Origin of the sequence: Yersinia pekkanenii (genome assembly GCF_001152565.1) — a bacterium.
GTDB classification, from domain to species: domain Bacteria; phylum Pseudomonadota; class Gammaproteobacteria; order Enterobacterales; family Enterobacteriaceae; genus Yersinia; species Yersinia pekkanenii.
On the sequence record NZ_CQAZ01000026.1, the window covers coordinates 1 to 25,847 of the forward strand.

Below are 25,847 nucleotides of genomic sequence, written 5' to 3' on the forward strand. Positions count from 1 at the left end.
CAAAGATGTTGGCGTTCCTATTGAGTGGGGCGGCGACTGGAAAACACTGAAAGACGGGCCTCACTTCCAGCTTCCACACAAAGAATATCCGGCATGAATCGTGTAACGGTAATACTCGCCGCTGTCCTGATAGCCATCTTCACTGGATTGTGCGGGTTAACTTTTCACTACTACGGGCAATCGGTAGAGAAGGATAAAACCATCACTACAGTAACCGGTGAAAGGAATGAAGCTCAATTCACGCTAGGAAATTACACCACGACAGTTCGTCTATTCAACGATATCGCCAAGGCCAACGAGCATGAAAAAAACCGCATTAGCAATGATGGTGAGGTACGAGCTGCTGCGATTAAAAAAGATATTGCTGGGGATGAGTGTGCTATTCGGCTTGTTCCTGCTGCCGCTGCTGACCTCCTGCGCCGGCACACAAATCAAATACGTTCAGGTGCCACAGGTACCGATACCAGCAAGCTTACTTTCTGACTGCATCCCTCCGGAGATGCCTGAAATATTAACTTGGGGTAACAGCCTATTACTGAATGACACCTTGCTAACGGTGATAGAGCAGTGCAACGCAGATAAGGCGAGCATTCGCAAGATTGAGGAGAGCAGGAGTAAATCATGATTAGTAAATTAATATCTCTAACTATTTGGCTACTGCTTGCATTCAGTAGTGCTGGTCTATGGCAGGCTTTGAATCTCGCTCTATCCATGCTTGCTGCTTATGCCGTAGTGACTGAATTTTTATTCGGTGCTTTGGGCTGGCGAGGCTATGAAGTTATCCGATACCGCTTAATGGAGTAATAAATATGGCTACTGAATACTTTGATAATCCAACTCAAGGCCGTAAAGACCTTGACGAAAGCATCCCATCTCAAGAGTAACAAACAGAATTGTTTAACCCCACTGGAGGTTGATCATTATCTTGGCGGCTCGGAAAGACGAGAAGTGGTGTAGCAACGCCGAGAGGAGTAGCAAAGCCGCGAACAAAGAACATGAAGGCTCAGTTTAACGACTGGGCCTTTTTTATTGGCAGTAAATCACCGCGCATTCTCCGCGCAATAAAAACCAAGAGTCTTTTTCGGGATGTGAGGCAGAGATAGGACGGTGGCTTTCATCGTGCCGCTCTTGGGCTGTCCATATCTGGAGAACTGACTCATATCCCCAAAAGGAAATACGATGAAGCACCTAATTAAAATCGCAAATGGTCAGCCTGTTGTAAGCAGCAAAGTTGTTGCTGATGAATTTGGTCGTGAGCATAAAAACCTCATGCAAAATCTGCGTTCACTTATTGATAGCGGCCATTTAGGTGAGCTTGATTTCAAGCCCTCCTCTTATACCGACAGACAGAACAAAAACCAACCATGTTATGAGTTGACAGAGCGCGGGTTTCTGATCGCCATGCCATTCATTGGTGGTGATAAAGCAAGAGATGGACAGGTTCGTCTGGTTGATAGTTTTATTGCTTACCGGGAAAAAGCTAAACGTGAAGCAGCTATTCAGGCCGAGCGTGATTTAGCTAGGGTTGAATACCGGCCAATGACCAATGCGATCAAGATCAGCAAAGAAGCGGAAGGGAAAGAGGCCGAACATTATCACTTCAGTAATGAAGCTAACCTGATAAACCGTATTGTGCTTGGCGCAACTTCTGCGAAGTTCAGGAAAGAGAATGAAATCGGAAAGGCCGAGGCGATTCGGGACTATCTGACCGCTGAGCAAATCCGGGCCATTACTGAACTTCAGCGGGCAGATACGGTATTCATCAACATGGGATGGGACTTTGAAAAGCGCAAGTCTGAGCTGACCAGGATGTTTGAGCGAAACCACAAGACGCCACTAATCAAAGAACAACACCGGTTGGCGGCCTGATCATAACGGCAAACAAATACGATGAGGATTGCTTCTCTGAAATGTCGGCAATGCTTGATATCGCCTGCCAAAACTTAGCCGTTGGCAGGATAGATGAAGGCAGAAAAATGACTGAACTTGCCAAGCGTAAACTGGACGAGTTTAGAGATGACACATTCCCGATTAAGCCTGAATAACTGGATTGAGAGCCACTTTCACAACGGCTCTCAATCATTACCCACTGGAATAAATATGACTCAGAAGTGGAATATCACAGTCGAAACACAATCAGGTGAAACCTACGTTGGGGTAATGACGCGCCAGCAACCTGAGATAGTGAATGGATTCGTTGCTATAGCCACTGAAGAGGGAGAGTGGATTTATCTAAAGCCGGATGAAGTGAAGAAAATGCACTTTGTTCCTGTGGGAAATGCTGAAGAAGGAAAAGATAATGAAAACAGGAACGCTGACCTACAAAGTGAGCCTAAAGCCGAAGATGAAGTGGGTTCTACTGATAGCGGGGGTTCTTCATTGGAATTGGATGACTGATAAGTGCTTCACGCGGGAATTGGTAACAAGTGAGTATGTGAGTTTATAAAGCTCTGCAAAAGGTGCTAACAAGTGCCTTTGACAGAATCTTATAGAGGTTTCAGGTTTTATCGATTGGAAATTTCACGGCGTTTTACCCCAAATCAAAAATTCAACCAGCGGAATGTTCTGTTATGGCAAGTCTGACAATCAAGCAAGAGGCTTTCTGTCAGGCATACATCGAAACAGGTAATGCTTCAGAGGCTTATCGGACGGCGTATGCTGCTGACAAGATGAAGCCTGAAAGTATTAATCGCAAAGCTAAAGAGTTGCTGGATAACGGCAAGATCGCGGCAAGGGTGGCTGAATTACAAGGCGAAATTAAGCAGCGCCACAATGTAACCGTTGATTCACTGATTAAGGAGTTGGAAGAAGCTCGCAAAGCCGCATTGGCCGCAGAGACACCTCAATCATCGGCCGCTGTTGCTGCAACGATGGGTAAGGCAAAGCTGGTCGGGCTGGATAAGGTGGTAATCGATCACACGTCATCTGACGGTAGCATGGCAACTAAGCCAACAATAATCAGGCTGGTAGGGGTAGAGTCAAATAATGGAAAGCCAAGTTGACCTACCTATCCCCGCCAAGCTAGTCCCTGTATTTGCAACTGAAGGCGTCCGTTACCGTGGCGCTTATGGCGGACGCGGTTCTGCCAAGACGCGCACATTCGCATTGATGAGCGCAGTGAAAGCGTATCAGGCAGCAGAGCAGGGATTAAGTGGTGTAATACTCTGCGCCCGTGAATATATGAACTCTCTTGAAGAGTCATCCATGCAGGAAGTGAAACAGGCTATTCGTTCTGTTCCATGGCTTGATGATTATTTCGATATTGGTGAGAAGTACATTCGGACTAAAAACCGAAATGTGAGTTATGTGTTTTGCGGCTTACGGCACAACCTTGACAGCATTAAATCGAAGGCCCGGATTTTGGTTGCATGGGTGGATGAAGCCGAATCTGTTTCTGATATCGCATGGAAGAAACTTAGGCCCACCGTTCGCGAAGCTGGGTCAGAGATATGGGTAACATGGAACCCAGAGAAAGACGGCAGCGCCACTGATAAGCGATTCAGGAAAACCCCTCCGAAAAACTCAATGATTGTCGAGATGAACTATGGCGATAACCCATGGTTCCCTGATGTGCTAGAAGAAGAGCGACAGGATGACCTCGCCAGCATGGACTATGCGGATTACGCATGGATTTGGGAAGGTGCTTATCTAGAAAACTCTGATAAGCAGGTTCTGGCTAACAAATATGTCGTCCAAAGCTTCCCTGATGACTTGTGGGAGAAGTCAGAAAGACTGTTATTTGGTGCAGATTTCGGTTTTGCGAAAGACCCGAGCACGCTTATTCGTATGTTTATTCTCGATAGCATTTTATACATCGAATATGAGGCTTACGGTAACCACGTCGAACTGGACGACATGTGGAAATTCTACGCTGGGAAAGAAGATGCCAAGCCTAAGCAAATGGAAGAATGGAAAGTTACAGATGAGGCTAAATTCCCAGGCATACCACAGGCCCGTAAGTGGCCGATTAAGGCCGACAACTCAAGACCAGAAACAATAAGTCATATCAAGGCTCAGGGGTTCAATATCTCCTCTGCTCAGAAGTGGCCGGGCAGTGTTGAAGACGGCATAACCTGCCTACGTGGCTTCAAGCAGATCATAATTCATCCCCGATGCAAAGAAACGGCAAAAGAAGCCCGGCTATATTCGTACAAGACAGACCGGACTACTGGCGAAGTGTTGCCGGTGATCGAGGATAAGAACAACCACTGCTTTGATGGTATTCGTTATGGGCTTGATGGTTACATCAAGCCCAAAGAACAAGTCGGCGCTGTATTCTTCTAAGGAGCACTCAGTGAGTGAAAATAATAACGAGGTTCAATTCCTTGTGAATGCCCTCGCTGATGTGGCGCGGGTAGGTCGGCAAAGGGCTCTATATGCCGGACAATTTAATGGAAACACTAAGCGAACAAAGCTTTGGGATGAATTCGGCTATCCGGACGCAGTGAATTTCGAGATTCTTTACAGGACATATCGACGAAATTCAGCCGCTTATGCGGGTGTGCATAAAACGCTGGATTCGTGCTGGGTAGATAAGCCAGTGATTATCGAAGGTCCGTTCGCTGACAAGTCGAAGAAAGAAACCGAGTGGGAGAAGCTGGTAACCAAGCTACTCAAAAAACACTGGGCAAAAATAAAGGACGCCGATCGCCGGAACATGGTCGGTCACTACTCTGCAATCATCTTGCAAATTAAAGATAATCGGCCTTGGTCTGAGCCGGTTGATGCAGCACTGGTTAGAGCCTTGGGTGAATCAGCGTTAGTTAAGCTTATCCCCGCATGGGAATCGCAGATTAAGCCCAATAATTATGATGTAGACACTATGTCTCCAACGTATGGTCAGCCAGTTGACTACACGTTCAATGAGCAACCCGTTGGCGATGATGGCACTTACGGCAATGTCCGCAGCGTTATGGTTCATCCAAGCCGAGTCATCATTCTTGCTGAGGGGTCAGAGGACGACAATATGCTCTCTGGCATCCCTCTAAATGAAGCAGGGTTTAATGACCTGTTGGACATAGAGAAAACTAAGGGTGGTAGCGCAGAGGGATTCCTGAAGAACGCCAGCCGTCAATTGGGAGTTGAATTTACCAAAGATACAGACATGGAAAGCCTTAAAAAAGCTGCCATAGCCGCGGGGTATAAAGACCTTGGTGATGCTCTTGATGACAAAATAACGCGATTAAATAGGGGGTCGGACTCCGCTCTGGTGATGCAAGCAGGACAGGCATCAGTTTTATCTGTGGCGGCAGCTGACCCAACGCCATCGTGGACTGTTTCTGCAAACAGTTATGCCTCGACGATTCGTTGCCCATTCAACATATTGTTTGGAAAGCAGACCGGAAATTTAGCCTCCACGGAAGATAATAAAGCCTGGGCGGCGGCTTGCAACGAGCGGAGAAATAGCTGGATGTCATCGGTGATAACCTCCATTGTTCAGCGCTGGAGTGATATTGGCATTATTCCTCAGCCTAAGACTGATGAAATTACCGTCGATTGGTCTGATTTACTTGCACCTGGCGACAGTGAGAAGCTCGATAACATGGGCAAGCTTGCAGAAATCGCGTACAAGACCCAACAGGCATACGGAACCCCAGCAGTTGAGGCTAATGAAATACGTGCAGCCGGTGAGCTTGAGCCAATTAAAGAGCTCACCGAACCAGACCCCAACGCGCCGCCAGTCGGTAAGGATCCGCTGAATGATGGCTCCAGCTCCAACCCGAATCGGGACGCCAATAATACCCCGCAACAAAGCTGACCCTACGCAGTCATACCGCCAAGTTAACAAGATGTACCGTGATATCGAAGAGCGTTACTTGGGCATTAAAACCGCCTTAAAGCAGCTATTCGATGAGCGACTTACTGGCATGGTGAGGGAAGGTAATGCGCAGCGCGGGGTAATGGCCTGCAATAACGATGATGGAGAGCCTCCCAGCCTCTATCAGGTGAACGCTGGCACATTCATCTATGACATGAATGCACAGCAGCTTGCCGCGCTTTTGGAGCGTGTACAGACAATCCTTGATGATTATCTTCTTGAGGGTAATGGACAGAACATCTGGTCGCTTCAGTATATTTCAGATGAGTACCAGCGAGGCACGTTAAACGCATTCACCAATCTGTCAGTACAGTCTCAGATTTACGCGCAGCAAACCACGCTGGCGGCGCTGCTATCAACACCTGCCTATCAGAACCAAATCGCTGCCGCTTTCATCTCGACCTACAGCGACTGGAAAGGCATCTCTGATGCCGCAAGGGCAGACCTAGCCAATATCATTTCTGACTCAATCGGTCGTGGCGTGAATCCACGCGAGACGGCGGGGATCATCAGCAAGCGCCTTGATGTCTCGATGAGTAGCGCCAAGCGGATAGCTCAGACCGAGCAGGTCGGCGCGTTACGCAAGGCTCAGTGGCAGGAAACAGACTGGGCGAAAGAGCGCCTTGGGCTGAACACTGCTGTGCTGTGGCTATCAGCGCTCAAGCCAACGACTCGCGCATGGCATGCGTCACGACACGGCAGGACGTACACGACCGAAGAGGTTGAAGCGTTCTATGCCGAGAATGGCAACAAGTATCACTGCTACTGCGGGACTGTCCCTGCGCTTCTTGACGAAAACGGTAAAATAGTCAACCAAGGAATGGTTGAGAGGTTAGCCAAAGAGCGACAAGACTGGCAGGAGCAACAAAAACAGAAGGCTGCTTAGACGGCCTTTTTATTGCCCGAAATCAATAAAAGAGGACACAGCATGTCACGCATCTGCGTAAACGTGCTGTCGGTCATCAACTCCGCTTCAAACATCACTACCGAGACAATCAACGGCAAACCACACATCGTGGTTCGTGGCGTCACGCCTCTCGTTGACGATATCGTAATGAATCGGAAGTTATACCCGGCAGCTGAAATTGAAAAAAGCTACAAGTCGCTAGAACGCAACCCTATGCCATTCGGACACCCGAAGGTAAACGGTAAGCACATTTCGGCGCGGGATGTCCAGGCGGTTAATGACTACCACGTTGGAGCGTGGCTGCAAAACGTTAACCGTGACGGTGGCAAGGTATCAGGCGACATGTACGTTGACCGGCGCTATGCCGAGGGTAGCGACAACGGAAAACGGCTCATCCAGCGATTGGATGACATGGCGGCAGGTAAGAACGTAGAGCCAGTCCACATTTCGACCGGCCTGATATACAAAGAAATCACGGCTAACGGTGAATCCAAAGGTAAACGGTACGAGAAGATCGTCACCAATATGGATTTTGATCACGTGGCCATATTGCTCGACCAGCCAGGCGCAGGAACTCCGAAAGAGGGTGTTGGCATCTTCGTTAACGCCGAAGGAGACGAGCAGGAAATCGAAACAGCAAATATCGCCGATTCAGAAATGCCCGACCCGCAAGACCCCGCAATCAAGCAGATTTTTAACCAATTCATGGCGTTTTTCAGCGCCAACAATAAGCACGTCAAAGAGGAAACAAAACCGATGAAAGAACTCATCACTAATGCGCTGAAAGCGAAAGGCAAAGAGGTCGAGGGTAAGACCGAAGCTGAGCTGATGGATGCATACAACCAAGTGATCGCTGAAGACGCAAAAGCTAAAGAAAAAGCCGACGCTGATGAGAAAGCGAAGAAAGAAAAAGAAGACGCGGACAAAAAGGCCAAGGAAACCGCAACTAATAACGAAGAAGCTCCTGCATGGTTCAAGCCATTTGCCGAAAAGCTTAACACCATCGAAACCGGTCTTAGCGTTAACTCCGACAAGGAGAAGACTGAAAAGCGAGAGGCAGTTAAAGCCAAATTCGGCCTTGAAGATATCGCAGTAAACGCTTTAGACGGCGCGGCTCTCGATGGGCTATTTGCTCAATGCGCAACATCAACCGGTCTGAATAGCTCTTTCCGCCAGACCAATTCCTCTCAATCAGTTAGCGAAATGCCGGAGTAAATAATGGCTAAAGATGGAAAGCACGTAATCCACGCGGGGGGCATCTTCGCAAATCCACAGCTGCACCGTGAAGGCGCGGCGGCGGCTGCAACTCAGCCTGGCACGGGTGGTTTCTTCGATAATACTACGAAGAAATTTACCGCCTCGGTTGATGGCAATGAAGACGCAATCCTGTATGTCGCCAACTACGACTACCTGCGCTGCAAAACGGTGGATGACACCATTGCAGCCGGTGATTGGGTTGTCGGGATGCATCCAACACCTGGCGTTTTCTTCAACGTACCTGCCGCAACCGGCACATACACTAAAGGTCAGCCTCTATCGGTCGTGAACGGTCGCGTCAAAGCAAAAGCAACTGGCGAGTCAACCCGCGCATACGTTGAAGAAGACCGTTCATACACCATCGCGACAGCAGGCCAGCTCCTGCGCGTTGTTATTAAGTAAGGAGCACCGAATGTTTGTATTTTCCACTAAGAAAGCCACTGAAACCGGGAACCTTGAAGTTAACTCTTCCCAGTTTAAGAAGCTTGTTTCAGCACGAAATGCGAGCGCCCAAGCGGCAGCTGACTTCATCGCCCGCACCAAGCATCGCGGTGATGCTGAAGATGCCCCGGAACTGTCAGCCGTGAATGCTATCGACGACATCCGCCGACTTTACAAGGCATACGACCAGACTGTTTTGTCTGAATTCGAACCCAATACCGAGTTCACGCTATTGAATGACCTGATGCCTCTGTCTCGCTCGGTTCGCTTAGAAGAGTCAGTGTACGAGTACGCTCGCACTGGTGGTCGTGGTTGGGCGCACACATCGATGTCTGGACAGATTGGTGCGGCACTTGATGCTAAGTCCTACACCTTCGATGGCACGATGGTTCCTATCCATGACAGCGGTTTTAAGTTCAACTGGCGTGATCCAGTATTCAACAAAGGCTCGGCCCTGGCTTCTTTGTCTGATGCTCAGGCTGGCTCTATCAAAGATGTTCGTCGCCAGTATGTGGATTACATCTGGGAAGGCTTCCGCGACGCGGCGGGCAACTACATCAATTTCGATGGTAAGACTTGGAAAGGCTTACGTCACGACGAGCGAGTCGCCCAGGTAAACCTGACCGTTAACTTTGCGACCAGTACGGATGTTAAAGCAATGCGGGCCGGTGCAATTGCCTTGCGTGATGTACTCAAACTTCAAAATTTACAGTACGGACAACAGACCTGGTATGTATCGAGCGAAATCATCTCTAACTGGGAACAGTATTTTGATGTGAATTCGACCCGTACAGTTCTGGAAGAAATCATGAAGTTATCTGGCATCTCAGCCATCAAAGAAGATGTTGAGCTAACTGGCAACGAAATCGTGATTATTCCCCTGCAAGCCGGTGTCATCGCTCCCATCGTTGGGCAGGCATTCGGTACAGTTGCCGATCCTCGCCAGTTCTACAACTCTGACTACGTGTGGCGCTCATGGGGTGCTGCTGGACTGATGGTTAAGCAGGACATCAACGGTCACTTCTCTGTCATCCACGCATCCAGCTAAGGAAGAATCATGGCACTTGTAAAAGTTTTAGTAGCAAACCTTTTCGCCGGTGCCAACTTCCAGAAATTGGAGGTTGGACAGTCTTACGAAGTTGATGATGCGATTGCCGGGAAGTGGATTGAAAGCGGCAAGGCTGAGAAGTCCACGGAGAAGAAAGGTGAGAAGCTGGTATTTGAAGTGGCTACGCCATCCGTGCCAGTTAGCAATGGAAATGAGCTGCAAACCCAGCTTGATGAGGCATTGGGCCGAATTGATGAACTCACCACGGCAGCCGAAGAAGCAGAAGCAGCACACGCCGAAGCGATCGCTGAAGTAACCAAGCGGGCCGAAGAAGCAGAAGCAGCACTGGCAGCGGCAACTAAAAAAGGTAAGTAACAATGGCGCAGATAACAGCCGCGCAGGTTAAACAGCAGTTGTCTGCGCTTGGTTACACCATCCCTGATTTCATGATTGACGCCTACCTTTGCAAATTGGAAAGCATAAGTCAGTGCCTGGAGGCGGCTGGCTACGACGAATGCGATTTAATGCTGATTCACATGTATGCCGTCACCCTCATGGCGGTTACTGCTTTCAATCAGCGCATAAAGTCACAGTCAGCGCCTTCGGGGGCGTCGCGGTCATTTGATTATGGCGGCGACATCAAGACGATGAGGAACAGTTTGGCGGCGTTGGATACGGCTGGCTGCACTGGTTCGCTACCGATTGATGTGGGCGTATCGGTTGGCTTTTTTGATGTGGTGGGAGGCTGAAATGGTTAGTCGCAGCATGACCATATACTCAAAACTTGAAATTAAGATTACCTATGACTTAGGAGAGGGTAATCAGGTGTATACGGAAACACTAATGCCAGAAGTAAACAGATTTCGATTCTCTGAGTGGTTTTCTTTCAACAACCAATCTCCACCAGAGTTTATCGTGCTTGATGATGGTGACTTCATCCGATCTCTTTACATCAAGCGAGTGACCATTCGCCGATTCAAGAAGTGCGCAGATGGTGATTGCCCAGACCAGTACGAGGACTATCTATCATGAGCAGTCTTTCTGATTGGATTCAGACCGCACAAGCGACCATATGGTCACCTTTATCTATGGATGATTATGGAAAGCGTATCTACTCAGCCCCGGTTGTCATTGCCTGTGATTATGGCGGCACATCCAAGGTGGCAGCTAATGCAGTCGGTCAAGAATTTGTCATCAAAAACACATTTTGGACTGAATACAGTGATGCAAAGAAAGGCGACATGATTTGCATCGGAGCATCGTCCGAATTAACCCCACCTAATGATGCTGATGAAATCAGGCAGATAATCAGGGATGCTGATTCTTTTGAGCGACTTAAAGATGACTATACGTTGATAACGGGAGTCTGACATGGGCGCGAAGGTTAAAGGCATCAGAGAGGCAAAGGCCAATCTGGATAGGCTGATAGGAGATATTCAGGGCCGGAAAGCTGTCAGGGCAATCACCAAGGCATTAATCATTGGCGCGTTACAGGCCGCGCTCTACACCCCCATCGATACATCAACCCTTATCAATTCTCAGTTTCGTGACATCAGCGCGAATGGCACTAGGCTGACCGGGCGTGTGGGCTATTCGGCTAATTACGCGATATATGTCCATGACCCCGACGTTAAACAGGTATTCCGCAGGCCAATGGCTGAGAAAGAGTTTCTTACGAAAGGTTTCGCGGATAGTAAACAAGCCATTGAAAAGGCAATTATGGAGGAAATGAAACTATGACTCCATCAATGCACCGGCGTGTTCGCGATTACTTTGTCGATTCTGGGTTAACTACTGCTTTCACCACTCAAATGCTCAAATGGCGGGATACTGGCAAGTTGGACGAGCAGTTCATTGTTTTCCGGCCTAACGGTGGCAGCTCAATTCGTAACGACCTTGGCAGTGAGTATTACGTCCTGGTTGATGTAATTGGTGCGGTTAATGAGGATGAAGCAGCGGATAACGCAGCACAGGCAATAATCACGCACGTTCAGGCCAATCCGAATCCAAATGATTGTATTGGCTACATTGAAAACCTCGGCAGTATCCCATCTCCCGTTACCACCACTGAAGGACGTCTGGTTTACAGACTTCAATTCGCAATTAAATACGGCGACTAAGCCGAACTAATAGAGGTAAAAAATATGCAAGGTTGCCAAAATGATTACGGCAAGCTGGTTGGTCGCGTCGCCGTTTTACGGATGGCGTTTGGTTGCCCGGAAACACCACCATTAGCGGCTGATTGGAAGCGCATGGGTGCGCTGACTACCAAGGGCCTCGACTACTCAATGAATACCATCTCTTCAGATGCAGATGATTCTAAGGGGCTAGTTGAGAACCTGGTCACTAATATGGATTTGACTATCTCAGGTGAGGGTGAGTGGCGTAAACGGGCTAAAGCAACCGAGATTGGCCCTGTAAATATGTCTAAATACCTATTCACTGAGGTGCAGGCAGGGCGACAGCCGGGGATTTGGGTTCGCTTTGATTTCCTTGGCGTGGATGATGGTACTTATATTCAGGGTTACTTTAATACCACGTCGTGGAGCTCAGACTTTGGCTCTTCTGACTTCGCTACTTACTCCGGTGAGTGGAAAGTTGCTGATGCTGATTCTGTCACTTTTGTTGATGGTTCGGCGATTCCGGTTGCTAGCGTAACTGTAGCTCCGGCAACCAGTACCGGCGCGGTCGCTGCAACAGTTCAACTTACCGCGACTGTCCTGCCTGCTGACGCTACCGACAAAACCGGCGTGTGGACAAGTTCTGATGCTACTAAGGCGACGGTTAGCTCAACTGGATTGGTCACCCGCGTTGCAGTCGGTACAGCGACAATTACATTCACTACGAATGATGGCGCTAAAACCGGAACGAGCAATATCACTATCACCGCGTAATTATCACAAAGAGCATCTTATCGGTGCTCTTGATGATGGTGGCGCAGTCGTGCGGAGATTTTAAGGCCGCAAGATGTGTTAAAGTTAACAGAAGCCGTTGTGGGGCCAAAAAACAGCACAAAATAAAATGCAAAATTGATAGCCATTTAAACGAGCTGTGCGGCGTTTGGTGAGTCGATACCTTTAAGCGTGTATCTGTATGCGCTTAATTTACACCTTTCCACGGTTCGGTATCGAGCTATAAACAGCATAAGAAAGCAACATAAAGTTGATTAGATATAGCTTGAGCTATACACTCTTTGTCAACAACCGTGGTTATATTTCCACGAGTAGCCACTGGAGACTATAGTTTCGGTGGCTTTTTGCACTTAGGCGTGGCGAGGTTTGCTGCATTGGAGGGGACATGAGAACATTAGCCAGAAGGTCGATCCAGACGATTAAAAATCGTACTCAGGTCGTGAGTTCTTTTGTTGACGACGACACACTGAATGAATTCTTCGTAAGAAGACTGTGCGATCGTGTATCTCCTAATCGGCAGCTTTTTATTGTTACTCTTAACAATACTCATGATGATGGTGAAGTTATACCGTTCGCTGAGATTGCCATGTCCAACGAAAAAATTCGTTATATCGTAAAACCATCAGACCAGTACCCGATGTTGGTTGATAATCGCCTAATTGATAGAATTGAGACTGCCATTGCGATGTACATGAAGAATCAATGGAGCAGTAATCTTCATTAAAAGGTATATAAATGCCTCCCGATCTAATTGCCACGTACAACAAAGACTTGAGGATAGCCCCGATTGGGACTAAAGAGCACCTTGAGACTTTTCACTTTTTTACTCGGGAAGCAGGATTATTCCGTGCTGATGAGTATTTAGTTACAGGTGGTGATTATCATTACTACCTCGATGTTTACTGCCTTGGCTGCACAACTCAAGATTTCTATATTGAGTATGGTAGTGAGTTAGATGATCAGAATATACCCCAGCAAGACTTAGTGAATACTCTTCTAGAGCAGGATATGGAAGATGAGTTGACTACCACTCTAATTGGTAGAATCGCTTATAAAGATTTTAATTTCACTGAAAATGATGGAAGAGTTCTCACCGCAAAACAAATAAAAAGCGCAGTAATAGATAATGATTTTCGTGGGGCAGGACTCGCTAGCCATATTTATAGAATGCTAACTGACAAGCATGAGTATCTGGTCTGTGACAACATGCAAAGCCTAGCCGGCGGGTCATTATGGGCTAGCAGCATAGTTAGCATTGCCGAGGTTAGGATTTATGATATTCAGTCCAACGCCTTTATCGATACTCTTGGGAAAGGCGGCATTGGACATAGTGGTGTAATCCCTTGGAGTTGCCAAACGCTTACAATTGAACAAATTGAAGAATGGGGAAGAAGCTTTAATCCTAAAGCTTGTCATCACATAGTAAATATAATTTCACGCGACAACCTATATCTATAGTTACTATTAAAATTTTAAACCCAACCCACTTAACTGTGGGTTTTTGCGTTGTTTTGCATTCCATATCTGTTAGCATTTGCTTACTTTTAATGATGGTTTCTTATGCAACTTGCATGAGGAGGGGTTATGGGGTTTGCAAGTCAGTCGACACAACAACAGTTTCCTTATAATGCTGATTTTGTTTTTGACGTTTTAGAAAAAGCCGTTGAAAACGTAGGTATGAGCATAAAAGAAAGCGACAGGTCTCTCCGCAGGGCAACCGTTAGTGTTGGAATGTCTCTGTTTTCTTGGGGGGAGAATGTATCCATTTCAGTAAATAAGATAGACGATGAGTCAAGTGTTGTAGCTATGGATTCATCATTGAAATTTGGGGCTAGCGTCGCAGGATCTCACAAGCATCAAAAGAATTTCGACAAAATAATATATTCACTAAGCAATGTCCTCAAAGAATTACATCCTAAATAACCGTATAAACTACTTTACAGGCTCGCTACGGCGGGTTTTTGCATTCTAGCCCACTCAGGTGGGCTTTTTGTTGGCTAGTTATCGCTCTAGATCGCGCGTTTCAATTGTTCTTGAACTCGAAGTTCTAGTGCCTCAAGCCTTTCTTTCAACTCGTCCATTATGGGTTTTGGTGGCTCGCCCATGGCATTTACCCAGGCCTCAATAGCCATCACCATTTCTGCATTTGATGATCTGCCATTGGCCTCTGCAAGCTTTGCTACTTTCTCTTTTAATTCCTCAGGTAATCGCAAGTTGACTTGAGGGTGCCGGTATCTACGCTCTGACATCATAACTCCTTCGCCGATTAACTGATGGCGCTACGCATATTGAAATAGTACATGCGTACCTATTGACTATCAATGCGTATGCATTAATATGTATGCGTACCACATACAAAGGAGTGATGATGAAAGTTAAAACGTTAAGGATGCCTGAATGGCTTGAAAAAGCCATGGAAGGGCTAGCCAAGAACTCAGATCGGTCGTTTAGCAAGGAAGCGGTTCGGGCAATGAGGGAGTATGCAGAGCGACAGGGTGTTAAGTGCCCAGAATGAACGAAGCCCCAACTGGTGGAACAGCTAGGGCCTCAAATTTGTCAGCAACTTGCGAGAAACTAACAATGACTAGTATAGCAACTCAGATCTCCACTATCAATGTGCCATTCCACGGAGCGAATCTGTATGTCGTGAACCATAACGGCGAACCGTATGCACCAATGAAACCAATCATTGATGGCATGGGTATGGATTGGGCCTCTCAGTTTACAAAGCTGAAAAACCGCTTTAAAACCTGCGTTGTGAAAATCACAATGCAGCTTCCGGGGGACGATCAGCAGCGTGATGTTACTTGTTTGGCACTACGCAAACTCAACGGCTGGCTCCAGACCATTAGCCCTAACAAGGTTAAACCTGAAATCCGCGACAAAGTGATTCAGTACCAAGAAGAATGTGATGATGTGCTTTACGAATACTGGACTAAAGGTTTAGTTGTTAACCCACGTAAAGCCACCAAGAAAGCATTGCCCGGTAAAATCACCATCGAACAGCAGGAAGCGGTCAAACAGTTAGTAATGAATCGCGGCAAGGCTCTACCAAAAGAGAATCAAGCCAAGGCCATAATCACTATGTGGTCGGCGCTGAAAACTCACTTTGGTTGCAGCTACAAAGAAATTAGTGAAGACCAGTTTACCGACGCTCTGTCTCTGGCTGCGCGAGTTCCTATTGAAGGTGAGTTCCTCGGCAAGCAGGAGGCGTTACCAGTTCCGAAGTTGGAAATTAGCCTACCTATCCAGTGGTGGTTCGATAATAACCCAGCGGTTAAATACGGTAACCGAGAGAACATAGCCAAAATGAAACAAGATCTTATTTGTTTCACTCCGTCCCTTAATGTGACGATTGATATGTTGTGCGGCGATAGCGACACATCTGCTGCGATACAGCTTATTAATATCATGGAGATGGCTGGTTATGATGTTTCAGCTCCGAAAGCTGAAATCGTTGCGATGCGCAAACATATCGCAAATGTTGAATATGGGATGAAAGCAATATCCGACGCCTGTATTCGGGCCAAAAACAAAAAGGTTATTTTCCGTGGCAAAAAGGCCGAGATAACCATTAACTAACAATTAATTCAGCATCACACAAAACCCAACCCACTTAGCTGTGGGTTTTTGCGTTGTTTTGCACTCCATATCTGTTAGCATTTGCTTACTTTTAATGATGAGAGGTGGTGGTGTGCGGAAGCTGATCCTAATTATTTCATTATGCCTTGCGCTGGCTGGTTGCGAAAAGAAAACAGAGAAACCATTCGGCTTTGAATGGGGGCAGTCTTCGTCGGCTATAAAAGCCATGCATCTTAATGGTTATTTAGAGTTATCTAAGGACAATGGGATAACTCAGATCCTATTAAGAGAATCACCTGTAAAACAAGACCTCTTGAATTACTACCTTGCTTATATTGATAGAGATTTTGGCTTAATTGCAGTTGAGGGAAGATCCAGAGAAATGAATTTATCTCTTGAATCGGACGCTAAAATCGCGGCTGCGACATATAACTATGTATTGTCAAATATTGGATCTGGATTTGAAGGAAAAAATAGCACACCGAGGGAAAAGGTTCATGAGTCATCCTTAATACCTGGTAATGAGAGAAAGATTGAAAACAATTTTGCGGTAGAGCTTAGAAATGGATTAGTGGTTGCTACATTAAATATTCAGAGGCAGGAAGGCAACGACAGTATCGCATGGGTATCCCTAACATATGCACTGAAGCCACCCAAAAACTAAGATAGCTGCAATCACAAAGTTAAGTAGAGAAATATAATAACCCGCAAAATGCGGGTTTTTTATTACCTGTATATCGCCCACCTTCGAGTGGGTTTTTTATTATCTAAATCTCAGGGTTCATCATGACACCGATGCTTGATATTGGAGAAATGCTCCTGTCTGACACTGTGAGTCAGCAAGATTATTTCTTCCGCCCATCATTAAAGAACATGACCAAAATAGGTGCAGCGACTGAGATTGTCGAAATATATGCAGTGCTGAATGGGTCTGAATTAAATCAGGTTTTGACGCCGGTAATAAATGCCAACCTGCCAACATCACTAATGCCAAACAAGGCTATCAAACAATGCTCAGAGCACATTCTCGCTGCCGCTATAAGGGTTATCGAAGCTTGTTGTGATAATTCGGTATCGGCACTTGTCGGTGAGTTTAAAGGATGGAGAAATTGTATTGTTTACCGCCCCGGAAAAGTTTCAAAAGAAACAGTAATTACCATTGCGAGAGAATTAATTGAACATGGTGTAATCGGTAAAGCCAAAATAAGAAAGCTGCAAAAAAATGAAGGCAAGAACGAATACGGCACTGAATTTAATGCAATGGATTACATCAACTCAGCAAGAATTCACTTCAGTATGTCCCGCGCCGAAGCCGAACAGTTAACAATGACCGAGTTTCAGTTGCTGCTCAAGGCTAAATACCCAGAAGAGAAGGGGTTCACCCGCGAAGAATACGATGAAATCATGGATGCAGATGATCGCCTCCAGGAGCGTTTAATTGCAGAAGAAAAGGCGAGGCTAGCGAAGAATGTCTAATGAAAAGGATATGGGCGGCATTGTATTCGAAGTGGATATGGAGATGGGTAAGTTGCTCTCATCTCAACAAAAAGTTAATAGTCAACTAGACCAGATGGAAGGCAAGTTCGATGCAACGGCTAAGTCTGTTGATCGCGCTGAAAAGTCCATGTTTTCGTTAAGCAAAGTAGCAGGTGCACTAACCACTGCCTTATCAGTCAAGGCGATTGCTGATTACGCAGAGTCATGGACGGTACTCAATAACAAGCTGGTTAACGCAATAAAAACAGGTGAGACCCTTGCTGAGGTTAATCAACGTGTTTTCGATATTGCCCAGAATAGCCGCTCAAGCCTTGATAGCATCGCAACCCTTTATTCTCGCTTAGAACGCGCAATGAGAAGCACTGGCATGAGCGGTTCTGAGTTGGGTGATATTACAACGACAATATCAAAAGCAATGACAATCTCTGGCGCTACAGCCTCAGAATCGGCAGGTGCATTGGTTCAGTTATCGCAAGCGCTAGCCTCCGGCGTGTTGCGTGGGCAGGAATTTAACTCGATGAGCGAACAAGCCCCGGCATTAATGAAAGGGCTTGCAGATTCGCTTGGTGTCGGGACTGGACAGTTACGTGCGATGGCGGCAGAGGGTAAGTTAACAACTGATGTTCTGATCACCGCATTTAAGCAGATGGCCCCGACAATAGAGGCTGAGTTCGCCAAGACAACAGCAACAATCGGGCAATCAATGCAGATTGCAACCAACAACGTCACCAAGTTTGTTGGTGAATCAGCGACAGTTAAATCGTCCGTATCAGTATTCAACGGTGTCCTTGTGACATTGAGTGAAAATTTAGATGCTGTCACTGTTGCTCTTGGATCCGCTGCATCAGTTATGTTGGGTAAGTATTTAAATTCAATTGGCAATTCATCAAAGGCTGTCATTGAGAAAGTTGCGGCTAATTCAAAAGCGGCAATATCTGAGCTGGACCTCGCTAAAGATGTGCTTTTTAGAGCCAATGCAGAGGATAAGGCCACAGCATCAGTATCAGCAAAGGCCAAGAGTGATTTAGCTGCTGCTGATGCTGCCGTTGCCACCGCCAAAGCCAACGTTACAGCAATGGAAACGGCTGTTGAGCGTGGCAATGCCGCCATTTTGCTCAGTGAAAAAACCATTGCACAAACTATGACAGAGATTGAGTACGTCAAATCTGTCGAGGCCAGTTCAAGAGCGAATATCAAGTCAGCTACAACGGCAGAAGCAAGGGCTGTTGCAGAAGATTATTTACAGGCATCAATTAAGTCTCGCGGGGTGTTAGAGGCAAAATTAGCCGCCGAACAAATGGCACTGGACGCTAAAAGGCAAGGTGCTGTTGATCGGTTGATCGTGGCTGATGATGCATTAACGGCAGCGCAGGCCAATAGGGCTGCGGCGGCAACGGCGGCATCTACAGCGGAGGCTAAGCAGGCGGTAACGACAAATGCGGTTGTGGTTGCTACAGAAAGATTCACACTAGCCACCGCTGCGGCAACTTTAGCAGCCAGAGCTAAACAAGTAGCCATTAGTGCACTTAGTTCCGTTTATTCACTATTGGGTGGCCCAGGCGGCGTCATAATGCTTGCGGCAGCAGCTATCTACTACTGGTATCAAAAAACAGAAGAAGCGAAAGCAGAAGCGGTTAAATTTGCCAATTCATTAGATGGTGTTATTGAAAAGATGAATCAGATGAGTGCTACGCAATTGCGCGGCACTATGGCTGAGGCTGCTAAATCAATAGAAACACAGAAAGACGCTGTCAGTGATCTAGATAGTGAGCTGAAAAAGCTGAACGATTCGTTATCAGTGCAATTGGCGCGTAGAAACGCGCTTGATGCTATTGGAGATACAGGGACTGAAGAATATTCAAAAGTATTAAGACGAGTTGCTGAAGCTGAAAATGCTGTAGCAATAAAATCGGCAGAACTTGAAAACGCCAAGGGGCGGTTATCCGGTACTCAAAAGAACCTGGATATTATCACTCAGCAATATCTAGTCACAATGCAAAATAATATTACAGCTACAGACTCCGCGATTGGCCGTGGTGGGATGCTTGCTGGCGTTCAGAATGCTGTTGCACATGCATTTAGTTTATCTGCTGACGCCGTTGCTGGTTATAACGGGCAAGTTAACTTAATGAAACCATTAAGTGATAAGTCGAAAGTTCTGATTAAAGCAGCTGAACGCCGAGTTGCTTTAGCGAAGGCGGAGGGGGTAGAAAAGGCCAAACTGCAAGCGCAATACGCTGCTGAAGATGCTGGAGAGACCGATGATCGGGCAATTCAGCGAACTCAGGATTTGGCTGTTGAAGAATACAATTTAAGTGAAGCCAAAAAGAATACTAAAAAGGAAACGGCAGCGGCGGCGAAGGAAGAAACTGCCGCCGAAGCAGCAGAGAAACGCCGGGTTAAATCATTGCAAGATTTAAGCAATGAAATGGCTGTTGCTGAGCTAAAAACAAAAGGACTAAATCGTGAATCTGCACAGCTTGCCGCTGTTCAAGACCTGGGCGCTGGAGCTTCTCAGCAGCAGACCCAGCAGGCAATGCAACAAGCCGGTCAGATATTTGATATTCAACAGCGCATGGCTGATAAAAAGGCTGCAATTGATGCTGATAGTGTTGCCAAAGCTGAGCAGCAACGTAAGTTAGATTTATCACAGCTAGACCGACAGCTTGCGGCAGGTGACATATCTTTCGAACAGTCACAGCAGCGTAGAGTGCAAATTGCCGCTGACTATTCAAAATCGATAGCGGAAGCATCTGCGGCTAAATCTGTAACCCCACAACAAGAACTGGCCGCGCAAGTTGATCCAGTTCAAGCGCTGGCAAATGAAAATACTCGTAAATTGGCCCTCATTCAGCAATTCACTCAGCAAAAGGTGATAACTGAGCAGCAAGGGCTTGCGTTGATGAATGCCGCGAATACCCAATACGAACAAGCTCGGCTAGATGCTCAATGGGATATCTGGAGGCAGCAGAGTACAGGTAGTGAAGTTGCAGCCGCTGCTTTTGATAGCTTCGCAGGTAACGCCTCTAATGCGCTAACTGGGATAATAACGCAGAGCATGAGCGCCGAAGATGCTTTGCGCTCAATCGGTAGGACAGTTCTAAATAGCGTAATAAATACATTTGTTCAAATGGGTGTTGACTGGGCTAAGTCGGCAATTATGGGGGCGACAGCACAGCAGACGGCAATAGCTGCCACTACTACAGCACAGGTTGCCGGTATCGGTGTGCAAACTGCAGCCAGCACAACGGCGGCTGTGGCCACAACGGCAGCATGGACTCCGGCTGCAATAATGACGTCAGTTGCGTCATTCGGCGGTGCGGTGGCAATCGGGCTTGGTGCGATGGCTGGCATCATGGCGCTATCAGGCAAGCGCAAGAACGGCGGCCCGGTATCAGCCGGTTCAATGTATCAAGTTGGTGAAGGTGGACTTCCAGAGATATACCAGGCATCCAATGGCAAGCAGTACATGATCCCCGGTGATAATGGGTCTGTTGTCAGCAATAAGGACATGAATGGCGGCAGTGGGCAGATAAACGTCACCATGAACTTTGAAAATTACTCATCTGGAGCCACTGTTGATGCGCAAGCTCAGTCGGATGGTAAAGGCGGGGTGACCATTCAGGCTATTGTCTATGACATCTCGCAAGGTGGGCCAGTCGGTCAGGCTATATCAACGTTCCACAACGCACCCCGGAGGGCGACAAATTGATTGTTGATTATCCTGACTGGTTTCCGCTGGCGCAGAAAGCGAATAAGAACCAGGTAACCGATACGGGTTTCCGGACTGACCAGCCCCAAGTCGGTGCGCCAATATTCCAGAAATTAACCGATGACCTCAAAACGACATGGAGTGTCAATTGGATATTAACCATTGAACAGAACAGAGCGTTCACTCAGTGGCTAAGAAGCCCCAAGTATCTCGACGGGTGTAATCGCTGGTTCAGAATGCCAATTAACCTGGGTGGAGTTGAAGTGCAAATGCAGGAACTGCATTTTACCGCCTACCCGCAGATGAACATGAACGGAAATATCATCACATGGGCGGGGACTGTCATCACAAGAGGCATGTTTAACGCGGATGATGAATTTGACGACATCCTGATTGAGCTACCAGCACCGTGGAGTAGCTGGCTCGATATCATCGTAACCGAAACATTACCCCGGAGTGAATAATGCCAACATTGCGCGAAATAAGGGCGCAAAGACCGAACCGCATCATATTTGAAGCAATCGAATTCAATCATGTTTCCTTTGGAATAATCCGGCTGGTGAATAATCAAATCTTTCCTAAAGTCTTGGGTGGAAATGAATATCAACCCTGCCGGTTCGAACTGACGGAAAGCCAGCAAAGTAGTACGCCGATAATCGACTCAACACTTAAATTCAGCAGACTGGCGCAGGACTTTAAGCAACAGCTTAAGTTGTGGCGCAACTACAGCCGAATTGACCCGATTACGGTTGTTTATCGTGTGTTTGATTCTGCTGATGTAACAACGGAATTAAAGAGCTGGCAATTATATGTGTCCGATTGCTCCCTTGATGCGCTCGACGTCAACGTCTCCCTTTCAATGACAAACTCTCTCAATAGAAACGTGGCATTCAGGTATGACCCCGCCGAATGGCCGGGCCTAATCAACGGCTGATTATGAACAAAACAGAATTTATTAAACGGATGATAGGCATTCCGTGGGCTAACCGCGCCTGTGATTTTGAGTGTTGTGACTGCTGGGGCTTGGTTGTGTTGTATTACCGACACGTCCTCGGCAGAGAAATACACAGCAAGAATGGCTACGAGTCAAAAAGCGAATTTCTGACTTGCTTCAAAGAGGAGGTTGTTTACTGGCGAAAGGTGAGCCTGCCTGTGAATGACGGCATCTTTGTTGGATATGTCGGAAAGCGTCCAGAACATGTGGGGTTAATCATCGACGGGCAAGCGCTTCATAGCCGAGGTGAGAACGGGGCTGTGAGAATGGATCGGCTTCGAATTATCGAAAAAACATTTACCAGACTGGAGTTCTTTGAATATGCCGCAAATAGAGATCCAGCGAGTACCCGGCTCGCCTAAAGAACGAGTTACTGTTGATAGCGGCACTGACTTCTTCGAGTGGTTTGATGCCCAGGACTTTCATAGCGATGTCGATATTGTCATTAATGGACGAAAGTTATCAGAAGATGATGAGTTGTCATTTCCATTACTTGAAAGTCATCGGATTCAGATATTTGACCAGCCAAAGGGATTTATTGGCGACATTCTTAAACCGGTGTTTAAGCTGGTTACCAAAGTATTTTCATGGTTGGGAATGGGTAACGGGGGTGCTTCGTTCTCTGTTGCAGAGAGTAACACCAAAGACTCACCGAACAATAAGTTGACCGGGCAGACAAACGTTGCGCGAACGTACCAGGCAAGGCCCGATGTTTACGGGCAGGTTCGCTCCTACCCTGACCTCATCCAAGAGTCCATGTTTGAGTTCATCGACAACATCAAATACGTCACGGAATGGATGAATTTCGGCCTTGGAAGCTACACGGTAACCAGTGTTCGATACTCTGAATCAAATCTCACCGCGCTGGCCGGGGCCAGTTATCAGATATTTCCACCTGGTACGGTTATTCCGGTTATTAATGAAGGCTTCGAGTTTGATGATGTAGACGGGCAAGAAATACCCGGCCCGAATGAAAGTGAATCATTTCCGGCATACACGGCAACCTCCACGAATGTCATTGACGGAGTTTATGCTGGCGGGCAGATATCGGTCAGGATCAAGAAGCAGGCGGAGTTTGATTATTTCTACGATATAACGAAACCTCGCGCTGTGACATTTGTTATTAATGTCACTTACGGCACCGCAAGCGGCAATGTGACAAGAGATGTGGAAATAACTGCCGACTTATTCCAGGCAACATTAACGGATGATGGCGCAATTATTTCACCGCAGTATTTCTACACATTCTATTTTAAAAATCTGACGGGTGCAGATGCGAACACCACGCCAACCACGGCGACGGTGAACAGCACTAAGTTAATCATCAATGACAATCAGCCGCTTGCGATGGGGCCGTATTTTGCACCAATTCCCGGCAATCAACTGTGGGTTCACTTTCAAGCGCAGCAAGCCAATGACGCCACTGCCACATATACAGTAGTTTACTGGAAGGTTGATGATGACAATGCGCAGATCGCCCCGTCGCAAACGTATAGTGGAAGCATATCGAATAACTCTGGCGGTCAGGATTTCCGCTTTCAAACAATTAAGCTGATCCCAAGCGCTGGTTACGGTCGATATGCCGTACAGGTTACCCGGACGAATAACAGCTCAGATAGCAACTCATTGCAATTAGCTGAAATACACTCTGTTCGCGTCAGGAACAACGAAGTTCATGCAAATGACACTCTTGTCAGGGTAATCGTTAGGGCAACTGAGCAGGCTACAGGGGCGCGACAACGGAAGTATAACGCACTCATTAACCGGCACACTATCACCTATAACCTATCAACACGCCTCGTTGATTACACGCTTCGCCCGTCTCGCTCGTTCGCCGATGCGGTGGCGCATACGTGGCTGGTTATCGGTCGCCAGGCAACGTCAACTATCGACCTGTATGAACTTTATTCCATAGCTGCATCATTGCCGGACTCTCGGCTGGGATATTTTGATTACACATTTGACGATGAAGATATCTCACTCGGTGACCGGGTGCAGACTATTTGTGACGCTGCCCGTGTCATAGCCTTTATTGATGACGGAGTACTTTCATTTGTTCGTGACCAGAAAGTCGATTTCCCCATGGCCTCGTTCAACCGTTCGAATATGCACACTGACGAGTACAGCATCACTTATGACATGACTATGCCAGGCGGTAATGACGGCGTAGAACTTGAGTATGTGAGTCCGACAACAAATAAGAAAACCTTTATTCGCTATCGGATCACCGATACCGGAATTGTTGAGCAAGCGGCTGAATCGCCAGTCAAGATTAAGCTACTTGGGTGTCGGAATGAGTATCAGGCGAGAGATAGGGCGCTTCTTGAAGTGAACAGGCTAATACATTCGCGCATAAGGATGGGATGTAAAGTATTTGCGGACGGGGAATACACGTATGTTGGCATGATGATACAGGCGGCGGACTCTTATGATGATAATCAGCAGGCCGGTTATATCGTTCAGCGAAGCGGCGACCTGTTTAACACAAACGAAAACATTAAATTTGAGGGTGATATGTATGTCGTCATCACTGACGATGCTGGCTACGCAAGTAACCGATACAGGGCCTACCCCCGTAACGATACAACAATGGGGTTTACGTCCAGCATTCCTGACATCCCGCTAAACATCTGGGATGGTGAGAATAAACAATCATCATCGAGGTACATCATCGCCACGCTGACAGAGCTGGATTCAACTTTATGGACTGTTACAGAGAAAAAACCAAATTCAGACGGCACGACATCATTAACGCTCGCTGAATATAGCGATAAAACATATGAGTATGTGATTACCTAGCCCATAGAAAACGACAGTCCGCCAAGCGCGGGGTTTTGCGTTGTTTTGTGTCACCTCTATGCTAATCTGTGAGTAAATATTTCTTCGAGTGTATGCAAAATGTCAGATTCAGAGGATGAAAGGGAAAGGCAACTAAATCAAAGGCTATATGATCGATTGTCAAAAGTTTCACCTGAATTACTGTCTGAGTTTCTCTATAAACGTGGAGTTCCTGTTGTTAGCTGCCTAATGTGCCATAGCGATAATATTGGTATTCCACAGACTGAAATAGATAACTATGAAAGCGGAAAGTTTACTTACATCAGTTATGTGAAGGTTGATACCGATGGCCCAAGACTATCTCTTATGAACTACCATTATCGCCTTATTTGCCGTAATTGCGGATTCACTAGCAATATAGCTGTTTGGCCCGTTCTAAAATGGATTGAAGAACAAAGGAATGGCGAAGATGGATAATGGACTTAAAGACAAAAAGGTATTATTTGGTGATTTTCCTCAGCATGGCGGCGGCGACGGGGGTAGTGGCATGCTTGAAGTTAGGATTGTAAAGTTAGAGGCAAATGTCGAAGACATTAAAGCAAACCTTGCAGTGGCAAGAGTCGACATCAGTTCGGTGCGCGACACCTGTGCCAATACATCACGCGATGTTGCTGTCCTTCTTCAGAAGCAAATCGATATCGATAATAAGCTATCTCAAAAGCCAAGCCTTAGCGAAATGAATAGCTCTATATCCTCGGCGATCAACAAACAGATCGCATGGACTGTCGGTACTGGGCTAGCTATCTTAGGGCTTGCAAAATTCATTTTCTAAACGGCTAGAGCACCACTCAATGAGCCTCGCTAATGCGGGGTTTTTTATTATCTAAATATCACCCACCCA

General features: G+C 46.9%; 33 protein-coding genes. 32 read left to right on the plus strand and 1 reads right to left on the minus strand.

Annotated elements, in window-relative coordinates; genetic code table 11:
- The 23 genes from AEP37_RS13800 to AEP37_RS13905 form a co-directional block, all read left to right on the plus strand.
- Positions 1-97 (plus strand): M15 family metallopeptidase (locus tag AEP37_RS13800; protein ID WP_049613866.1); only part of this gene is annotated, 97 nt, incomplete at its 5' end.
- Positions 94-483 carry a hypothetical protein gene (locus tag AEP37_RS26125; protein ID WP_049613867.1) on the plus strand — a complete coding sequence of 130 codons (390 nt, stop codon included), beginning with the start codon at positions 94-96 and terminating at the stop codon, positions 481-483. The genes AEP37_RS13800 and AEP37_RS26125, both read left to right, overlap by 4 nt.
- Positions 371-625: an Rz1-like lysis system protein LysC gene (gene lysC, locus AEP37_RS28050; RefSeq protein WP_156305528.1), complete on the plus strand. Its 255-nt coding sequence runs from the start codon at positions 371-373 to the stop codon at positions 623-625. Before AEP37_RS26125 ends, lysC begins: the two co-directional genes overlap by 113 nt.
- Complete coding sequence (locus AEP37_RS13810; RefSeq protein WP_049613868.1) at positions 622-804, plus strand: hypothetical protein; 183 nt, start codon at positions 622-624, stop codon at positions 802-804. Before lysC ends, AEP37_RS13810 begins: the two co-directional genes overlap by 4 nt.
- Before the next feature lie 375 nt (positions 805-1,179).
- Positions 1,180-1,869: a Rha family transcriptional regulator gene (locus tag AEP37_RS13815; RefSeq protein WP_049613869.1), complete on the plus strand. Its 690-nt coding sequence runs from the start codon at positions 1,180-1,182 to the stop codon at positions 1,867-1,869.
- Positions 1,870-1,910: 41 nt separating this feature from the next.
- A complete protein-coding gene (locus AEP37_RS27590) occupies positions 1,911-2,045 on the plus strand; it encodes a hypothetical protein (protein ID WP_280512715.1) in 135 nt (44 codons plus the stop codon).
- Between the two features lie 55 nt (positions 2,046-2,100).
- The gene (locus tag AEP37_RS25670; protein ID WP_049613870.1) at positions 2,101-2,397 is read left to right on the plus strand and encodes a hypothetical protein; all 297 of its coding nucleotides are present in this window, start codon (positions 2,101-2,103) and stop codon (positions 2,395-2,397) included.
- 173 nt (positions 2,398-2,570) lie between these two features.
- The gene (locus AEP37_RS13825; protein ID WP_049613871.1) at positions 2,571-3,002 is read left to right on the plus strand and encodes a terminase small subunit; all 432 of its coding nucleotides are present in this window, start codon (positions 2,571-2,573) and stop codon (positions 3,000-3,002) included.
- Complete coding sequence (locus AEP37_RS13830) at positions 2,986-4,284, plus strand: PBSX family phage terminase large subunit (protein WP_049613872.1); 1,299 nt, start codon at positions 2,986-2,988, stop codon at positions 4,282-4,284. Before AEP37_RS13825 ends, AEP37_RS13830 begins: the two co-directional genes overlap by 17 nt.
- 10 nt (positions 4,285-4,294) lie before the next feature.
- Positions 4,295-5,758, plus strand: a complete 1,464-nt coding sequence (locus AEP37_RS13835; RefSeq protein ID WP_049613873.1) for an anti-CBASS protein Acb1 family protein — start codon at positions 4,295-4,297, stop codon at positions 5,756-5,758.
- Positions 5,703-6,704 (plus strand): phage minor head protein, encoded by a 1,002-nt coding sequence (locus tag AEP37_RS13840; protein WP_049613931.1) that lies wholly within the window; start codon positions 5,703-5,705, stop codon positions 6,702-6,704. The genes AEP37_RS13835 and AEP37_RS13840 overlap by 56 nt, the downstream gene beginning before the upstream one ends.
- 42 nt (positions 6,705-6,746) lie before the next feature.
- The gene (locus AEP37_RS13845) at positions 6,747-7,940 is read left to right on the plus strand and encodes a DUF2213 domain-containing protein (protein ID WP_049613874.1); all 1,194 of its coding nucleotides are present in this window, start codon (positions 6,747-6,749) and stop codon (positions 7,938-7,940) included.
- Between the two features lie 3 nt (positions 7,941-7,943).
- A complete protein-coding gene (locus AEP37_RS13850) occupies positions 7,944-8,384 on the plus strand; it encodes a hypothetical protein (protein ID WP_049613875.1) in 441 nt (146 codons plus the stop codon).
- A 10-nt stretch (positions 8,385-8,394) separates the two neighbouring features.
- A complete protein-coding gene (locus AEP37_RS13855) occupies positions 8,395-9,471 on the plus strand; it encodes a major capsid protein (protein WP_049613876.1) in 1,077 nt (358 codons plus the stop codon).
- 9 nt (positions 9,472-9,480) lie between these two features.
- Positions 9,481-9,846, plus strand: coding sequence for a hypothetical protein (locus tag AEP37_RS13860; RefSeq protein ID WP_049613877.1), 366 nt, complete (start codon positions 9,481-9,483; stop codon positions 9,844-9,846).
- A 2-nt stretch (positions 9,847-9,848) separates the two neighbouring features.
- On the plus strand, positions 9,849-10,220 hold the full coding sequence (locus AEP37_RS13865) for a DUF7370 family protein (protein WP_049613878.1): 372 nt from the start codon (positions 9,849-9,851) through the stop codon (positions 10,218-10,220).
- Positions 10,221-10,499: 279 nt separating this feature from the next.
- Positions 10,500-10,841 (plus strand): hypothetical protein, encoded by a 342-nt coding sequence (locus AEP37_RS13875; protein ID WP_049613880.1) that lies wholly within the window; start codon positions 10,500-10,502, stop codon positions 10,839-10,841.
- A 1-nt stretch (position 10,842) separates the two neighbouring features.
- On the plus strand, positions 10,843-11,211 hold the full coding sequence (locus AEP37_RS13880) for a hypothetical protein (RefSeq protein ID WP_049613881.1): 369 nt from the start codon (positions 10,843-10,845) through the stop codon (positions 11,209-11,211).
- Positions 11,208-11,591, plus strand: a complete 384-nt coding sequence (locus AEP37_RS13885; RefSeq protein WP_049613882.1) for a phage tail termination protein — start codon at positions 11,208-11,210, stop codon at positions 11,589-11,591. The genes AEP37_RS13880 and AEP37_RS13885 overlap by 4 nt, the downstream gene beginning before the upstream one ends.
- A 24-nt stretch (positions 11,592-11,615) precedes the next feature.
- On the plus strand, positions 11,616-12,365 hold the full coding sequence (locus tag AEP37_RS13890; protein WP_049613883.1) for an Ig-like domain-containing protein: 750 nt from the start codon (positions 11,616-11,618) through the stop codon (positions 12,363-12,365).
- A 403-nt stretch (positions 12,366-12,768) separates the two neighbouring features.
- Positions 12,769-13,107, plus strand: a complete 339-nt coding sequence (locus AEP37_RS13895; RefSeq protein ID WP_049613884.1) for a hypothetical protein — start codon at positions 12,769-12,771, stop codon at positions 13,105-13,107.
- 11 nt (positions 13,108-13,118) lie between these two features.
- Entirely contained in the window at positions 13,119-13,841 is a 723-nt protein-coding gene (locus tag AEP37_RS13900) for a hypothetical protein (RefSeq protein WP_049613885.1), read from the plus strand.
- A 126-nt stretch (positions 13,842-13,967) separates the two neighbouring features.
- Entirely contained in the window at positions 13,968-14,306 is a 339-nt protein-coding gene (locus tag AEP37_RS13905) for a hypothetical protein (protein WP_050691952.1), read from the plus strand.
- Positions 14,307-14,392: 86 nt separating this feature from the next.
- On the opposite strand, the gene AEP37_RS13910 is transcribed toward AEP37_RS13905, so the two are convergent.
- Positions 14,393-14,632: an Arc family DNA-binding protein gene (locus AEP37_RS13910; RefSeq protein ID WP_049613886.1), complete on the minus strand. Its 240-nt coding sequence runs from the start codon at positions 14,630-14,632 to the stop codon at positions 14,393-14,395.
- Positions 14,633-14,963: 331 nt separating this feature from the next.
- Here AEP37_RS13910 and AEP37_RS13915 point away from each other — a divergent pair, with 331 nt between their 5' ends.
- From AEP37_RS13915 to AEP37_RS13955, 9 genes are all read left to right on the plus strand, one after another.
- On the plus strand, positions 14,964-15,965 hold the full coding sequence (locus AEP37_RS13915) for a phage antirepressor N-terminal domain-containing protein (protein WP_082170809.1): 1,002 nt from the start codon (positions 14,964-14,966) through the stop codon (positions 15,963-15,965).
- Positions 15,966-16,077: 112 nt separating this feature from the next.
- Positions 16,078-16,629, plus strand: a complete 552-nt coding sequence (locus AEP37_RS13920; RefSeq protein ID WP_049613888.1) for a hypothetical protein — start codon at positions 16,078-16,080, stop codon at positions 16,627-16,629.
- 122 nt (positions 16,630-16,751) lie between these two features.
- On the plus strand, positions 16,752-17,441 hold the full coding sequence (locus AEP37_RS13925) for a DUF6246 family protein (RefSeq protein ID WP_049613889.1): 690 nt from the start codon (positions 16,752-16,754) through the stop codon (positions 17,439-17,441).
- Positions 17,434-21,174: a tape measure protein gene (locus AEP37_RS13930; protein ID WP_049613890.1), complete on the plus strand. Its 3,741-nt coding sequence runs from the start codon at positions 17,434-17,436 to the stop codon at positions 21,172-21,174. Before AEP37_RS13925 ends, AEP37_RS13930 begins: the two co-directional genes overlap by 8 nt.
- A complete protein-coding gene (locus tag AEP37_RS13935; RefSeq protein WP_049613891.1) occupies positions 21,171-21,638 on the plus strand; it encodes a hypothetical protein in 468 nt (155 codons plus the stop codon). The genes AEP37_RS13930 and AEP37_RS13935 overlap by 4 nt, the downstream gene beginning before the upstream one ends.
- Positions 21,638-22,108: a hypothetical protein gene (locus AEP37_RS13940; RefSeq protein WP_049613892.1), complete on the plus strand. Its 471-nt coding sequence runs from the start codon at positions 21,638-21,640 to the stop codon at positions 22,106-22,108. The genes AEP37_RS13935 and AEP37_RS13940 overlap by 1 nt, the downstream gene beginning before the upstream one ends.
- 2 nt (positions 22,109-22,110) lie before the next feature.
- Complete coding sequence (locus tag AEP37_RS13945; RefSeq protein ID WP_049613893.1) at positions 22,111-22,530, plus strand: NlpC/P60 family protein; 420 nt, start codon at positions 22,111-22,113, stop codon at positions 22,528-22,530.
- A complete protein-coding gene (locus AEP37_RS13950) occupies positions 22,490-24,967 on the plus strand; it encodes a host specificity factor TipJ family phage tail protein (protein ID WP_049613894.1) in 2,478 nt (825 codons plus the stop codon). Before AEP37_RS13945 ends, AEP37_RS13950 begins: the two co-directional genes overlap by 41 nt.
- A gap of 448 nt (positions 24,968-25,415) precedes the next feature.
- Complete coding sequence (locus AEP37_RS13955) at positions 25,416-25,778, plus strand: hypothetical protein (protein WP_235801402.1); 363 nt, start codon at positions 25,416-25,418, stop codon at positions 25,776-25,778.
- Positions 25,779-25,847 lie beyond the last annotated feature (69 nt).